Genomic DNA, 15,917 nt, shown 5'->3' with positions numbered 1-15,917 from the left:
CTTAAAAGTGTTTTTTAATAAGAACCCTTAACGTATGTTAGAGAATGCTATGTGCCCTACCCTATGAAACGCTTGCCTTTTTCTCACCTGACCGTGTTACCCCTACACTAACTCGCGTTATAATCACTCCGCTTTTTACTCCCTAGGCTGCTTAGCTGCCCCCACCATCAACCGGAGAGAACTGATGCACCCAACCCAACCACACCACCTACGGCACCTGACCCTGTCACTACTCATGGCACTGACCCTCAGCACAACGACCTACGCTGCTGACACTCCCGCCCCTGAGCCAGCCCCTAATACCACCGCACCGAGTGGAGTGGGTGCTGATAATCTACTGATCTCAGCCGTGGCGTGGAAGCAGACCGCCGCCGAATACCGAGCACTGTATTATCAGGGCTATAATATGGCTCGCCTACAGCTAGAAAAGGCGCTGCGTGAACACAAAGACGGTGACAAACCGCTAGCCGTTGTGACCGATCTGGATGATACCGTGCTGCTACCCTTGGCATATTGGGGCTATCTGATTAATCATAAACAGGACTTTTTTGATGATGCCGCATGGGATAAGTGGATTCCGAAAAATCAAATGGTCGTAGCGCCTGGGGCTGCGGAGTTTTTAAAGTTTGCGGCGGATAATAAGGTTGAAGTGTTCTATGTCAGCAGCCGTGATCAGGGTGAAAAAACCTTTGAATATGCCTTAGCACAGATTAAAGCAGCGGGTTTGCCCTTTGCAGATGAAGCGCATGTCACTATATTGCGCGATACGTCCAATAAGGAAACTAGACAGAAAGAGATTGCGGAGAAATTTGAGGTTGCCCTATTTCTAGGCGATAACCTGAACGACTTTCAGCGTAAGTACTATACCAAGGATGTAGATGAGCGTATTAAGCTGATGGAAGAAGACAAAAATCAGTATGGTAGCAAATATATTGTCTTCCCCAATCCTACCGATGGTCACTGGGTACGCGCTATTTTTGGTGAGAGTGAACCACCTGCCTCCGATGCTAACCGCGAAACCTTTCAAAAGGCTGCGACGCGCAATAGTTGGGATGGAAACTAAAACGGGGCTATAGATACGAGTCCCTAAACCCCTAGGGACTCGTTTTTTGAATTAGCTTAGGTGCTAGTGTCGGGTGGAATAAAGCCAGTATAAATTAAATAGAATAGTAATAAGCCTAATAAAATTCGGTAAATACCAAAGATATTAAAGGTATAGCTACCTAAAAATTTAACTAATAATCGAATGGCAATATAGGCACTAATAAAAGCCATTACAAAGCCAACCACTAATGGCAACATCTGAGTGCCCACAAAGGCATCATAATGCTTCACTACATTCAGACCCGTAGCGGCTAACATAATCGGTAAGGCTAATAAAAATGAAAACTCGGCACTAACCTTACGATTAATCCCCATTAATAATGCCCCAATAATGGTAGAGCCAGAACGACTAGTCCCCGGAACTAAAGCAGCAATCTGAGCACAGCCAATCACTAACGCCTGCTTATAGGAAATATCTTCGACTCGATTAACAGTCGGTTCACGGTTTTTAAGATAATACTCCACCGCTAAAAAGATGATTCCACCAGTAAACAATGTCACGGCTACAATATGAATGGAGAATAGGGTTTTAAGATGACTGTGTACTAATAGACCTACGGCTGCCGCTGGCACAAAAGCAATCGCTACTTTCACCCATAAATCAAAGTATTGTGGTTTAAATTTATCTCGGTAATTAGTAATTACCGCTAAAACAGCCCCTAATTGAATAATAATTTCAAAGGCAATATGACTATCGGTTTGTTTTAAGCCTAATAATTGGCTTACAATAATTAAATGCCCAGTGGAGGAAATGGGTAGGAATTCGGTTGCCCCCTCTACCAGCCCCAAAATTAAACTTTGTATTAAATCCACGAATAATGTCCTATTGATCGATAACGAATCGGCACACATAGTACCACTCCCCCAGTGGGATCAGTACTAAAGGAATAGCCGCCATTCAGTGCTTCAAGCACTTTTTATCATGGCAAGCACCCCCTTGGAGTGTACAAGAAATGGCACATCCCAGCCGTGGAAAAACCGCAAATAGCGATTAAATAATTACCTATATCTATTTTAATATTAACCTAGTTTAAACTTATAGCGATGGACTATACTGCATAATAACTTAAGGATAAGGGGCGATAACCATGCATCTCAGTACCAAAAACATGAGGCTACCCGTATTACTGTTAGCGTTTATCCTGTGCCTAGGCGGGGGCTATTTTATTTATCGCCACTTTAGTGAAGCGGCTGAGATTCAATCGAAAACGGTAGACCATCCTGTGGGGATTGAGGCTAAGACCTTATTACGCGATAAGCTACAAGCAGCGGCACTACATCCCCCCACACCTGAGTTGCAAACCCTATTCGACCACGGTGCCGATCCGGGCATTAGTGGTGATAATGATCAGCACAGCGCCCTCACCATTGCGTTGGCTAGCGATCAAATGGCTAATGCTTATGCAATGCTGCCCTATTTACGGCGTGAAACCTTTAATACTGCGCAGCGTGCTATTTTTTATGCGGCTCGTCGCGGGGATTTAAAGCTCCTCGATCAACTCATGGCGTTTGCCGACCATAGACCGGATCATCTGTTACCGCCTCACTCAGAAGCCACGCGCTGCGAAATTTATCAAGCCTTAGAAAATGGACATTTAGCGGTTACTGAACGCCTGCTGCCGCTACGCAATGATTGCCCTGACCTCATTGAGCATGCCATTAAAAGTGCTCAGCTCTCGGTGGTGAAATGGATCATACAACAAGCCAAGCTACAAGCCGAGCCAGCCCAACATCCTGAGTGGATGCAGGTTGCTGTGCGTTCGGGCAGTATCCCTATTGTAAAATATTTAGCGGATCGCGGTGTGCCCTTAGCTTATGCCGAGGAGGCGATAGATCAAGGTCATTTAGAGGTTTTGCAGTACTTCTATGAGCGTGGGGATTCACTCCTTCGCTCCCCAGAAACCTTACCGCAGCGGGCAGCAAGAGCCAATCAAATCCCGATTTTGGATTATTTAATTGCCAAAAATATTCCCCCCCTCCCCCCCGTTGAACAGCGTAGCACCGATACGAGTTGCTCCACGCTGGCGGGTATAGCAGCCGAAACGGGTAATTTACCCTTATTAAAGCGCATATTAGGCAATCAAGCCGACTCCTTAGCCCAATGGGATGACCCTTGCACGGGTGATACCCTCTTGCATAGCGCTGTCAAAGGCCAACAATTAGCCTTATTACTCACACTTTCGCCTAAACATATCAATACGCGAAATAAACAAGGCGCTACTCCATTACATATTGCGGTTAGCACAGGGCAATTGGCTAGTGTTAAATACCTACTCTCTCAGCAAGCCAATCAAGCGATTACCAATAATGAGGGTAATACTCCCTTACATTTAGCACTGGATAATAATTATTATAATGATGCCGCTGCTATTGCTTTGGCTTTAATGGCTGAAAAACCCGAATTAAATATTCAAAATCAAGCCAATAAAACCCCACTCATATTAGCTACTGAACAGGGCTACCCCTTACTAGCACAGTATTTATTACAAGCAAATGCCGATGCAGCTATGGTTGATAATGAAGGGAAATCGGCGCTATATAAACTTATTGAACGCGAACCTGATTCTATTACTGATTTAAAACTTTACCTACAAAACGGCGCTGATATTAATCGCCCTGATTATAATGGTAATACGCTCTTACATAGAGCCGCTCAATATGAGGTTAAAGGATCTAGCCCAGCTTTATCCCCGCTAGAGCAACTCCTAGCAGCAAAAGCACGGATTGATGCCGCGAATAAAGAAGGGCAAACGCCTTTGCATATTGCCATTTTAACGAATAAAACTCGTAATGCTTTGCAATTACTAGCCCATGGCGCTAACCCAGAAGCACTCGATCAAAATGGCAATACTCCCTTACATTATGCTGCCCAAGAAGGGCTAACCTTAGTGATTGATCAATTGCTGGCTAAAGGTGTTGATCTTCAAGCGCTGAATAATGAGGGCAGCCCCGTTATTTTCATGGCAAAAGATAAGGCCACTATTGAACATCTCGTACAGGCAGGGGCAAAACTCACCGATAATACCGAGCAAGGGGTATCATTAATCTCTCACTTAAGTAGTCGCACCGATAAAAACACCGTTTTCCCCATGATTGAAGAAGCACTAAAAGCAGGTGCTAACCCTAATGAGCAAGATGATTTGGGACAAACGGCATTACAACGCTCTATTCGTTATAATTCCCCCGAAATTACTGCTTTATTATTAAAATACAAAGCTGATCCTAATTTAGCTGATCAAGAGGGCAATAGCCCATTACATTTAGCGATACGCGGGCGCTCACTATCCCAAGTTGATTTACTGATTAAAGCGGGTGCTAATATTAATGCCGTCAATTACTACGGAAAAACACCTTTACACCAAAGTATTGAGCTGCGTGATTTAGATTTAATTAATATTTTATTACGTGCAGACGCTAATATTAATACTAAAGATAATGATCAACGTACACCACTACAAACTGCCCTAGCCTTAGGAGCCAAACCTATTGCCTATAAATTATTAAATATCGGCACGGATATTCATAATCGCAGCAAAGGGGATTGGACTCCACTACATTATACTGCTCAGCTAGGGGATGAGTTTTTAATAACCCCTTTATTAGAATTAGGTGCTGCCAAAAATATAAAAACCTGGGGTGATCAATTAGCCATTGATTTGCTACCTAGCTCACAAACGCGCTTAAAGACACGTTTTGCTCACTACCCAGATAAAACGGATACCTTTACTGAAACCGATAAATGGCATAACACGCCCTTACATCGCGCAGTACGTCAAGCTAATATTACACAAATAACCCGTTTACTAAATGAAGGTGCTGATCCTAATCTTAAAAATGATTATGGTGAAACCGCACTGCATATAGCACTACAGGTAGCTCCGCATTATCCTAATGATATTGCTAAAATCTTAACATTATTATTCCAAGCTAAAGCAGATCCTACTATTGTTGATGCTGCAGGGCGCAGTAGTTTAGAAATAGCCCTTGATTACCCCATTAACTCAGACACCCTAAATAGCTTATTAAAAGCTAATGCTCAACAGGTGCTCGATGATGCCAATACTCGTTTACGTATTACCGCCAAACTACCTAAACAAGAATTAGCGACTATTCAAGCATTATTACCCGCTATTTTATCAGACCCCAATATTAATCCTGCTTATATTTGGGAGTTTAGCTTAAAGTATCTTAATCAAAAACAATTAGTTACTTGGCTATTAGAGCAAGGCTTTAATCCTAATAGTATTATTGAAGACTATAGTAATGTTATGAGCTGGGCGCTAGCACAAGAATATTATGATACTATTCCACTATTTCTAGATGCAGGTCTTAGCTTTCAATCAGAACCTAATGACGATAGCTTACTCAAAACCTTGCTTGAGCAAAATAAACTAAAATCTATAGAGTATTTAGTTAATCAGCCTAGTTATCAATTAGATTTCAATAATAATCCAAGCCTTACACAAGAACTATTAAACAGTATTGCAGAAAAAGGAGATAAAACCTTAACTATCAATAAAAAGCTATTATCACTCATTAAGCTAGATACACTGAATATTGAACCCATACTCAATACCCTATTACGTACTGATGCCTTAGAACAACTCAAGCTTTATCAAGCCCAAGGGATCAACTTCAAAGACTATCCTAATCTTATTAGTACTGCAGTTGACTCTAATGCTTTTAATTCGCTGCTTTGGCTACATCAGCAAGGTCTAGCGCTGGCTGCTAGTAATAATGAGAGTTTACTCTTAAAGGCTATATCGAATTACAATATTGATATTATTACCTACCTGATTAATAACAAGATCACTTTAACCTCAGCACAAAAAAATCAAGTCTTAGATACTTTACAAAACCCTAGTAATTATGCGTTAACATCTAATATCAATGAAATTGATTTCATTACTAAACTAGCAAAACTAATACCGAATCTAGTAATTTCGACTGATCAGCTAGAAAACCCGATTATTAACAATCGTTTGGCTTTTGTTGAAACTATTTTAAAAGTCTGGCCTCAAAACTGGAAAGCTAAAGACTATGAACAGATACTGCGCTATGTAATCATAAACTCTTATAATCTTAATAGTGATGATTTTAGCTTAGTGGATTTTTTACGCTCTAAAACGCCTCACTTTGATTTTACCGAATTACCCAGCACACCTAATGGCTCCCCCTTCTATTTGCTAACCAAACAAGCCAGAAACTTACCTCTGCTCCAACACTTAGTAGACAATCATTACTCTTTTAAAACCGCTGAATTAGCAGCTTTATTTTATGAGATACTGGAGCAAATTGATGAGCAGCCAGAAAATAGTATTGAATCCCTAAGATGGCTTAGCCGTCAACCACAATTTAAGGTGACTCCCGCACTATTTTCTGGCTTATATAATGCTAACTATTTCGTAGAAAATAAATGGCTTACTGAAAAACATAATTTTATCTTAGGGTTATTCAAAGATAACTCTATAAATAGCAATCCTTTGATTGCTTTCCTAAAGAATAAATCACTTTGCAATGATTATCCTAATATTATCCTTAGTCAAATCAAACATACTAATCATAATGAGCCATGGTTAACAGAATGGGTTAAACAACAACAGCAACAAGCAGAAAAAAACAAACAGCCTGCAGATATACGACTAGAATGCCTAACTATTCCTGCTATTCGGCAAGCTCTAATTAAGATGCCCAGCATGAAGCAACAGTGGTCTGAATATGGTCTTGCAGTAACTGCAGATGATTTACAGGATTTAAATACATTAAAATCTACTATCAGTGACTTTAAGAAAGTTGGGGCTAAAACCGATTATCAAGACTCTAGCGGTAATAATTTAGCTCATCTGTGGCTAAATACCTTAGAGACCTCTACGATGAATTCTGATGATAAACCTCTCACGAGTAATGAATGGTTACAGGGGTTAAAATGGCTTAAAGAGCAAAATATTGATTTACTCGCTTTAAATGATAAGCAACTCTCTATTTTACAACAATTACTCTCTACTAACTCCATTCCAGAAAAAACCACCTCACAGATTACTTATCTTATAGAGCAATTATTAGTATTAGAACCAAAGCTAGCTACACTTAATACAGCTAATAGTTCAATCATGCACTTAGTTATTGCTCATGAAAAAATTAATAATGAGCAGAAACTGCAATTAGTAAAGCTATTGATTAAAAGTGGGGCTGATCTCAACTTTATTGATAGTCATGGTAATACGCCCCTTTTATTAGCTATCGAGCAACATCAATGGCTTATTGTTGAATGGCTATTAACTCAACCTTTCAATATAGAAGCCAAAAACCTAGCTGGACAAAACATTTTACACTTACTTATCTTAAATAAATACTTCACTTCAGTCCAAAAACTGCTAACTCAATATAAAGATGTGAATGCTAAGGATAATAATGGAGATACATTACTGCATTACCTAGCTCGTCAAGAGTGTAGTGAGGAGGGGTGTCAAGACCAGCAGAAACTAATGCAAACACTGATACAACTAGGGGCTGATATTAATGTAAAAAACAATGATGCTGAAACACCCTTATTATTAGCGATCTATGCCAATCATCAAAATACTTTAGCTAATTTACTAGCTTTAAAAGCAGATTTTAATAGCCGCAATAAACTAGGTTACAGTGGGCTACAGCTTGCTTTAGACCAACAACATATTGCTCAAGCAGAACAACTCATAGCCGCTGGCGCTGATCTTAAGTTTTCATCTAATCTGGGTAAAAACCTGAATAGTTATCTTACTCAATTACAAGACTATGGATTAAATCAAACGCTCCTAACAAAGCATCCTAACTTTAAAATACCTAATGCCATTAAAAACCTGCAACCTCAAGATAATTATTGGTATAACCTGCTTAAAGATAAGCGTAATATTGCCATTAATGCATCAAAATCGGTTAGCATGCCTTACTCTTATCGCTCTTTTAATGATAATAATACCCTATTACATGTAGCTGCCGCTGCTAATCAAGAGCGCATTACCCTTACCCTATTAGATAACCTATCAATAGCAGATATGACTAATAGCAAAAGAGAAACGCCTTTACAGTGGGCTATTTACTCACAAGCGCAGAATACTATCAAAGTATTATTGCAAGCAGGAGCCGATCCTAATTTAGTTAATCAAGCAGGTAATAATACAGTATTAATAGCAGCTAATTTACCTAATGAAAAAACACTTAAATCACTACTAAAAATAGCTCAAGAGCAGGATGTCAAACTTAATCTCGATCAACGAGATAAAAATGGTAATACCGCTTTACATTTAGCTGTCCTCAATCAAAATCCTGCTATCATTGAATTACTACTTCAAGCCGGTGCTAATACTGAAATTTACAACAATGATAGTTTAACACCTTTATTACTGGCGGTAGAAAAACCAAATTTAGTCATTATTAATAGCCTATTGAACTATAAAGCTGATTTAAATGCTATTGATGCTCAAGATCGCAGTGTTTTATTACATACCATCGAGCGCTTTGCTAATGACTCCAATCAACCTAGCAATGCTCAGCTTCAAGCGCACATTGCACGTTTAGAGCTGCTCATCAAGGCGGGGGCTAATCTACAGGCACAAAGTGCTAAAGGAAATAATGCTCTTTATATTGGATTAGTTAATTACCCTATTGCAAAATTTTTAATGTCCAAGCCTTTTGATTTAAAGCAATTAAACTATGAAGATGAAACCGTTTTATTTCAGGCCGCTCGTGCTCACTTAAAAGAACAAGAGCTTGATTCATTATTTAAACAGTTAATTGCTCAAGGTATCGATGTCAATCATCGTAATATTTACGGAGAAACAGCCTTACAAGCGGCGGTACGTCACGCTAACTTACCTGCCTTACTTAAATTGATTCAATTAGGTGCTGACCCTAATGTAGTTAAAGGTACGGATTTAGATGATACAGGATATAATTTACCTATGTATATTCTAAATAGTTCCTATATTAATCCCAATACTAAACTAGCCGTATTAACTCAGATTGTTAAAGCTGGGGCTGATCTTAACCATATTAACAATAATGGTGAAAATATATTATTCATTGCCGCTCGTAGCTATGAAAAACCTTTGGATTATGTTGAGTATCTACTTAATCAAGGGGTAAATGTTAAGATCAGCAATCTTAAGGGGCAAAGCTTATTGCATATATTAGTTGAGGCTTCTAATGGATTATCAGAATATTCAGCAGATGCATTACGTATTCAAAAAATAATAATACGCCTGAGACAACAAGGTTTAGCTATTAATGCTCGCGATATGAATAGTAAAACGGCTCTGCATTATGCTGTAGAAAAAAGTGCGCTCACTTGGATTAAATTACTACTAGCACAAGGAGCTAATCCTAATATTCAGGATAATATTGATAATAGTCCTTTGCTAATCATACTAAATAACTATAACAGTCGCCCTAATGCGTTATCTTTAGTAGATTTACTATTAAGCTATAGAGCCAATCCTAATCTACGCAACTCATTAGGAAAAACTGTATTACATTTAGCTTATCATTTAGAAAATAAACCTTTAATTGAACATCTTCTTAAAGCAGGTGCTGATCCTAAAATGCGTAGCTATACGGGATTATTACCGATAGAAGACGCCCCATTAGCAGTGACTGAGTAGACATCAATACAGGAATTGGTAAAAATGTGTTGGTTACTCTCAATATTTCCCTATAGTTACTCTACTGGATGATATTTATGACTCAAATATTAATTTTACCGGGTATTGGTAATTCTGGCTCTGAACATTGGCAAACACTTTGGGAACAAAAGCACTCAAATTTTCAAAGAGTTATACAAGATGACTGGGATTATCCTATTTGCGCTAAGTGGGTGGAACGTTTAGACGAGGCTGTAGCAAAAACGGGAAAAGATACGGTATTAGTCGCCCACAGCTTAGCCTGTCTTATGGTCGCGCATTGGGCACAGACAACTAAACACTCTATTCGCGGAGCATTATTAGTGGCAGTGCCTGATCCTGATGGAGAAAAATTTCCCTCTGAAGCAAAGGGTTTTACACCTTTACCTAAGCAACGTTTTGCATTTCCTTCTTTAATAGTCGCTAGTGCTAATGATCCTTATGGGACATTAGACTACTCAAAACAATGCGCTCAACACTGGGGAAGTGATTGGATTACTATTGGCTTGGCTGGTCATATTAATGCGGCTAGCGGATTAGGAGTATGGTCTCAAGGTGAGCAATTACTAGAAAAATTATTACAAGCTAGTCAATGAGAATTTTAAACTAAAAGAGTTAAAATTTATAAATGAATCTTAACTCTTTTAAAATTATTAATAATCTACCTCACTATTTCGCTTAGACATAAATATCTTTATAAGCTAAATAAGAAGATGTTTTTATTATAGGCAGCAAAATAAACGAGATTAATTGCGACCATCTTTCTGCGATACTCATAAAATTTGTATCAAATGATTTATAGATCAATAAAAAAGAAAGCATTACCACAGTAATTAAAATTATAATTAACAGAGTATAAATCGACAAAGATATTATATTGACCAAGCTACCTTTAAGGCTAGATTTAATAGCGGCTAGAGTGTTTATTTTATTAAAAACTATTATTGGAATAGCTAAAATATATATAACGCTGGTGATCAAAATTATAAAAAAATAGACTGCTATATATATGACATATAGCATAAGCTCTTGAATATTTGTATCATTTACTAAAATCAAATCTAGATAATTTTCATCCATATAATCAGATGACCAATTTAATATAATAGATAAAAATAAATTTACTACTCCTAAGATAGCCAGCTCTAGCCATTTATCATTAATCCCAGCCCACAGTGTATCAACATCTAAAGGAATATTTTGCACTACTGAACGATGAACTCCTATTAATAATCCTCCTGATGTAACTGCATAGAAAGCCATTAGTATAATGTTGCCTAAATAAGGAATGAAAATAGAGATGGCGGCACAAACAAAAAACCCTATCATTATCATCAATATAATTGAAATCCAGGCACTTAAATCTCGCCATACAATTGACCACCCTTCCCTAATCCATTGAATACTAGCACCTATAGCTACTTTTCTTGGATTTTCCAAGTAATGAGCTATTGGCATAGACGAATCTGATACTGTCATATTACCATGCCTCTAGGTTAAATATTTATAAAGAGTTAAGGCACATTAATATACCTTAATTCTTTATACCTTATCTCACTACTTAGCTTAAACATAAATATCTTTATAAGCTAAATAAGTGGAGACTTGTAACAACGGAATACTAATAAATAGCCCTAACAGCAAAGATAAAATACCTAAAATAATTAACAGGGAAATCAATAAACTATAGACAAATAAAGGCAGTATATTAACCAAACCACCTTTAAGGCTTGCTTTAAGAGCGTCTACTGCACTAATATCATTGAACATCACCAATGGAATAGCAAAATAAAAGGCTAAGGTGATCAGGGTATTTACCAATACATAAATCATAGTAAATATTAAATAAGCTATTGTATCTTGAACCTTCACCTCGCCTGTCAAATTCAAGCCTAAGTAATCTTTTTCTATATAATCAAAAGCCCAATCTGATATGACCGATAAAAACAAACTCACTGCACCTAAGGTGATAAGCCCTAGCCATTTATCATCAAACCCCATCCAAAGAGTTTGCAACTTTAAAGGGATATTCTCTGTAGCTGAACGATGAATACCTAATAATAAGCCTCCAAACATAATAGGCGCAAACAGGCTGAGTATCGCCGCCCCTATATAGGGAATAAGCCCCAAAGCAAAAATCCACGCAAATAGTGCTAAGGTAATTAATATCCATGTTTTTATATCTGGCTTTACAATAGGCCAGCTTTCGCCAATCCACTTAGCACTGATACCTGTAACTACTTTTTTAGGGTTATTTAAAAAATTAGCTTTTGGTAGGGACAAATCAGATGTCACCATATTCTCACTCCTGTCATATAACTATATAATGTTATTTAGAGCATTGAACTCAAAATATTTTTTTATTTTCTAATCACCTTTTAAGGGCAGGGATTAGGAATCTCATTGTGAATCGCTTCAATCCCTGCTAATACTTCATTACTTAAAACAATATCAGCACTCGCAATATTAGTTTTCAATTGCTCTAATGTTGTCGCTCCAATAAGGGTGGAGGTGAGAAAGGGGCGTGAATTAACATAGGCTAAGGCCATTTGTGCGGGGTCTAGGCCATGTTGTCGCGCTAATTCTACATAGCGTTTAGTAGCTTGTTGTGCTTTTGCAGCAGTATAACGAGTGAAATAATGTCCCCATTTTTGCAATCTCGCACCTTCTGCGGCTTTACCTTCTAAATATTTACCACTTAATACCCCAAATCCTAGGGGTGAATAGGCTAATAACCCTATTTGCTCCCGATGGGCAATTTCAGCTAATCCAATTTCATAGCTGCGATTCAATAAGCTATAAGGATTTTGCACCGATACAATACGCTCTAAACCTAATTCTCGTGCTAACGCTAAATAGGTCATCACCCCCCAAGGCGTTTCATTTGATACCCCTATGGTGCGTACTTTGCCTGAATGGACTAAATCCGTTAAAGCCCGCAAGGTTTCTTCAATAGTTTCAAGGTGATTATCCTCGGTATAACGATAGCCTAATTGTCCAAAATAATTACTACTACGACTAGGCCAATGGATTTGATATAAATCTAAGTAATCGGTATTTAAACGTTTCAGGCTACTCTCAATAGCTTGATTAAGCTGTTCTGCATTGAGTTTAGAGCCACCACGAATATGCTTAAGTAAATCACCGCGTCCAGGCCCTGCTATTTTGCTAGCTAAAATAACCTGATCACGCTTGCCCGTTTTTTTCAACCATGAGCCAATATAACTTTCTGTGGAGCCTTGTGTTTCCGCTCGCGGAGGTACAGGATACATTTCTGCGGCATCAATAAAATTAACCCCTTGAGTGAGGGCATAATCTAGTTGATTTTGTGCATCTTGTTGGGTGTTTTGCTCACCAAAAGTCATAGTACCTAAGCCTATTACACTGACTTTTATATCGGTTTTTCCTAAAGTACGTAGTTCCATACTGATTTATCGCTCCTAAGCTAATAAGTCTAATCAGGTCTAATCCAGAGGATTAGGTGAATACTAGCTGCGTAGCATGCTACACTCTGCCTCTTAATATAAGCCTTGTTGATGTTTCAATCCACGCCCTTACGGGCGAATTTGAAAGGAGTTACGCCCCTCCAAATCAATATATCTCCCTGAAAGGAGAGGTTTCAACCTTGGAAAAATTGATGAAATAGGACAACCCGTGGAAGCAACGACCCGCAATCGTACCTTGGCTTTAGCCGCATTGTTTCAAAATATTGATGGTGTTATGCAAATTGCCCGTAAGGGGAATGTGGATGAAGACCTCTATAAAAGTGCCCTCATGAGTTTATTGGTGGATGATGCCCCTACGATTGAGAGTTTATATGGGGGTGTTAGTGAAATGCGCGTGGGCTTAAGAGCCTTAAATCACCAACTCGGCGGTGCGACTAATGCCGCTACCGGTGAATTTAAGGATTTAGATGCGACCCGCTATTCATTAAATATTTTATATTTAGAACGTAAACTACAGCAAGACGAAACTATTTTGAAGCGAGTTTTGTCGGGTATTACTGATGTACAACAATTACTACTTGAACTAGATGTATTACACCCTATCATTACGACACGTTTAGCCGAGCTTTATACTCAGACTATTAGTAAATTAGGCCCGCGTATTATTATCAAAGGAGAGCAAGCGTATTTATCTAGCCCCGAAAATGCTGCCAAAATTCGTGTCTTACTCATGGCAGGCATTCGCGCCGCCTTATTATGGCAACAATCGGGGGGTAATCGCTGGAAGTTATTTTTTGGACGTGGAGCCATGCAATTAGAAGCGAGTCAATTATTACGCGGCTCGACTTAATTCAAATCGGCATTAATCGCCTCAATGACGGCTAAAGGATTGGTGGCTTGGGTAATAGGACGCCCGACAACAATATAGTCAATCCCTGCTTTAGCCGCTTGTTGGGGGGTCATCACACGACTTTGATCCCCTATAGCACTACCTACGGGACGAATACCAGGTGTGACCAATAAAAAGTTATGGCCTCGTTCGCGTTTCAGCATAATGGCTTCTTGTGCTGAGCAAACAACGCCAGCCAAGCCACACTCCGCTGTTAATTGCGCTAAACGGCTGACCTGTTGTTCTGCCGAATGATTGACGCCAACTCCTTGTAATTGTTGATCATCCATAGAGGTTAATACCGTCACCGCAATCAATAAAGGCGGATGAGGTAGATCTTGAATAGCAGCACGCGCAGCTTGCAGCATCGCCGCTCCACCACTAGCGTGTACATTAATCATCCACACGCCTAATTCAGCAGCAGAACGACATGCACCGGCTACGGTATTAGGAATATCGTGAAACTTTAAATCGAGAAAAACATCAAACCCTTTTTGTACTAATTGACGCACAAAATCAGGCCCTGCCGCCACAAATAGCTCAAACCCTACTTTCAATTTACATTGACTAGGGTTTAACGGCTCAATAAAACGTAATGCAGCAACCGCATTAGGAAAATCTAAGGCTACAATTAGACGGCTCATGTTTAACTCCTAATCATTTTTAACCGTATCCCATTGATGGCAAGCGGGGCAACGCCATAAAAAGTCATGCATTTTATAACCGCAACTTTCACATTTAAACTCTGGTGCTAAAGCAGATAGACGTTGAATAGCGCCTGCTAGTGCTGTGGTATATAAAGTACTAGACTCTAATTGCTGTTCTTTTTGCGCAAGTAATTGACTAGCTCGTGCCATAGCGCGGGTGGTAGGTTTAGTTTTTTCTAAGGCCTGTAATACTAAGTCAATAATGGCATCCCCTTGTTTTGCTTGTTGGGCAATTTTAATTAAGGGGGCTAATAATTGCGGATCTTGCGTGGTTTGATAGGTATTAAGGGCAAATTGATATAAGCCCTCACGCTCAGCCGGTGTACTATAAATCGCTAATAAACGCTCACTGAGCATTTCTAATAAACGTGGCTCTTGTTGTACTGCTATTTGATAATGACTTAATGCCTGATCTTTTTGATGGCGCTCAACTGCTAAATCACCCCACAGTACTTTAACTCGCGCTGAGTGCTCATTAAATTCAGCCGCTTGATTGAGTTTTTCTTCGGCTTTAAATAATTGGCGCTCGGTTAATAAGACTTGGGCTTGTTCGCATAAATAGTGAGCTATCCATTGCGCTTGTTGCTCTGGTGCGGTGGTCGCACAACTGACCATTTCACGCGCTTTTTCCCATTCTTGTAGCTTTTCGTAAATCAGGCGCAAAGCAATACAGGCAGGCTCATAACGCGGTTGGGTACGTAAGATCTCACTAAAAACACTTTCAGCACGATCTAATAAACCGGCGGCAAAAAAATCTTCACCTAAAGCACCCATCGCGGCTAAACGTTGGGCTTGGCCTAAATCGGCACGCGAAACTAAATATTGATGAACCCGTAAAGCACGATTCACTTCACCCCGACTTCTAAATAAATTGCCTAATGCTAAAAAGGTATCTGCGGTATTTTCATCAATATCGGGATAATTAAGAAAAATATCCAGCGCTTTATCTGGCTGTTCATTCAGTAAATAATTAACACCCCGCACGAAATTTTGTGGAATTTCATCCGGTGGAGTGGGTGGCTTTTTATAACGTTTACGCGCACTTTGCCAACCCGATAAAAAAGCTAAAGGTAGAAGGAGAAATAAAATTTCTTGCATATAATAAAAAAGGAGG

The 15,917-nt window shown here is 39.1% G+C and carries 10 protein-coding genes; 4 read left to right on the top strand and 6 right to left on the bottom strand.

Annotated elements, in window-relative coordinates:
* Positions 1-184: 184 nt before the first annotated feature.
* Entirely contained in the window at positions 185-1,063 is an 879-nt protein-coding gene (locus A3IK_RS0108740) for a 5'-nucleotidase, lipoprotein e(P4) family (RefSeq protein ID WP_020559606.1), read from the top strand.
* 56 nt (positions 1,064-1,119) lie between these two features.
* Here the strand turns inward: A3IK_RS0108740 and A3IK_RS0108735 are convergent, their stop codons facing one another.
* Positions 1,120-1,956: an undecaprenyl-diphosphate phosphatase gene (locus A3IK_RS0108735; RefSeq protein WP_245539467.1), complete on the bottom strand. Its 837-nt coding sequence runs from the start codon at positions 1,954-1,956 to the stop codon at positions 1,120-1,122.
* A gap of 236 nt (positions 1,957-2,192) precedes the next feature.
* On the opposite strand from A3IK_RS0108735, the gene A3IK_RS0108730 reads away from it, so the two are divergent.
* Together A3IK_RS0108730 and A3IK_RS0108725 are read left to right on the top strand one after the other, a co-directional pair.
* On the top strand, positions 2,193-9,743 hold the full coding sequence (locus tag A3IK_RS0108730) for an ankyrin repeat domain-containing protein (protein WP_020559604.1): 7,551 nt from the start codon (positions 2,193-2,195) through the stop codon (positions 9,741-9,743).
* A 77-nt stretch (positions 9,744-9,820) separates the two neighbouring features.
* Positions 9,821-10,357, top strand: coding sequence for an RBBP9/YdeN family alpha/beta hydrolase (locus A3IK_RS0108725; RefSeq protein WP_020559603.1), 537 nt, complete (start codon positions 9,821-9,823; stop codon positions 10,355-10,357).
* Positions 10,358-10,439: 82 nt separating this feature from the next.
* Here A3IK_RS0108725 and A3IK_RS0108720 read toward each other — a convergent pair whose 3' ends face one another.
* From A3IK_RS0108720 to A3IK_RS0108710, 3 genes are all read right to left on the bottom strand, one after another.
* A complete protein-coding gene (locus A3IK_RS0108720; RefSeq protein ID WP_040848938.1) occupies positions 10,440-11,240 on the bottom strand; it encodes a BPSS1780 family membrane protein in 801 nt (266 codons plus the stop codon).
* Positions 11,241-11,327: 87 nt separating this feature from the next.
* Positions 11,328-12,059, bottom strand: coding sequence for a BPSS1780 family membrane protein (locus tag A3IK_RS0108715; protein ID WP_020559601.1), 732 nt, complete (start codon positions 12,057-12,059; stop codon positions 11,328-11,330).
* Between the two features lie 80 nt (positions 12,060-12,139).
* On the bottom strand, positions 12,140-13,186 hold the full coding sequence (locus A3IK_RS0108710) for an NADP(H)-dependent aldo-keto reductase (protein ID WP_020559600.1): 1,047 nt from the start codon (positions 13,184-13,186) through the stop codon (positions 12,140-12,142).
* Positions 13,187-13,415: 229 nt separating this feature from the next.
* Between A3IK_RS0108710 and hflD the strand changes: the two genes are divergently transcribed.
* On the top strand, positions 13,416-14,057 hold the full coding sequence (hflD, locus tag A3IK_RS0108705) for a high frequency lysogenization protein HflD (protein WP_020559599.1): 642 nt from the start codon (positions 13,416-13,418) through the stop codon (positions 14,055-14,057).
* Here the strand turns inward: hflD and pyrF are convergent.
* Together pyrF and A3IK_RS0108695 are read right to left on the bottom strand one after the other, a co-directional pair.
* Positions 14,054-14,740 carry an orotidine-5'-phosphate decarboxylase gene (pyrF, locus tag A3IK_RS0108700; RefSeq protein ID WP_020559598.1) on the bottom strand — a complete coding sequence of 229 codons (687 nt, stop codon included), beginning with the start codon at positions 14,738-14,740 and terminating at the stop codon, positions 14,054-14,056. The two genes, hflD and pyrF, sit on opposite strands and share 4 nt — an antisense overlap.
* A 9-nt stretch (positions 14,741-14,749) precedes the next feature.
* The gene (locus A3IK_RS0108695) at positions 14,750-15,901 is read right to left on the bottom strand and encodes a hypothetical protein (RefSeq protein ID WP_020559597.1); all 1,152 of its coding nucleotides are present in this window, start codon (positions 15,899-15,901) and stop codon (positions 14,750-14,752) included.
* Between the last annotated feature and the right edge of the window lie 16 nt (positions 15,902-15,917).

This window comes from Thiofilum flexile DSM 14609 (assembly GCF_000380185.1).
Classification (GTDB): domain Bacteria; phylum Pseudomonadota; class Gammaproteobacteria; order Thiotrichales; family Thiotrichaceae; genus Thiofilum; species Thiofilum flexile.
This window is presented reverse-complemented; position numbering and strand designations above follow the sequence as displayed.

Coding starts and splice junctions, on each gene's coding strand:
- A3IK_RS0108740 (WP_020559606.1), top strand. CDS start 185: ATGCACCCAACCCAACCACACCACCTACGGCACCTGACCCTGTCACTA.
- A3IK_RS0108735 (WP_245539467.1), bottom strand. CDS start 1,956: ATGTGTGCCGATTCGTTATCGATCAATAGGACATTATTCGTGGATTTA.
- A3IK_RS0108730 (WP_020559604.1), top strand. CDS start 2,193: ATGCATCTCAGTACCAAAAACATGAGGCTACCCGTATTACTGTTAGCG.
- A3IK_RS0108725 (WP_020559603.1), top strand. CDS start 9,821: ATGACTCAAATATTAATTTTACCGGGTATTGGTAATTCTGGCTCTGAA.
- A3IK_RS0108720 (WP_040848938.1), bottom strand. CDS start 11,240: ATGACAGTATCAGATTCGTCTATGCCAATAGCTCATTACTTGGAAAAT.
- A3IK_RS0108715 (WP_020559601.1), bottom strand. CDS start 12,059: ATGGTGACATCTGATTTGTCCCTACCAAAAGCTAATTTTTTAAATAAC.
- A3IK_RS0108710 (WP_020559600.1), bottom strand. CDS start 13,186: ATGGAACTACGTACTTTAGGAAAAACCGATATAAAAGTCAGTGTAATA.
- pyrF (WP_020559598.1), bottom strand. CDS start 14,740: ATGAGCCGTCTAATTGTAGCCTTAGATTTTCCTAATGCGGTTGCTGCA.
- A3IK_RS0108695 (WP_020559597.1), bottom strand. CDS start 15,901: ATGCAAGAAATTTTATTTCTCCTTCTACCTTTAGCTTTTTTATCGGGT.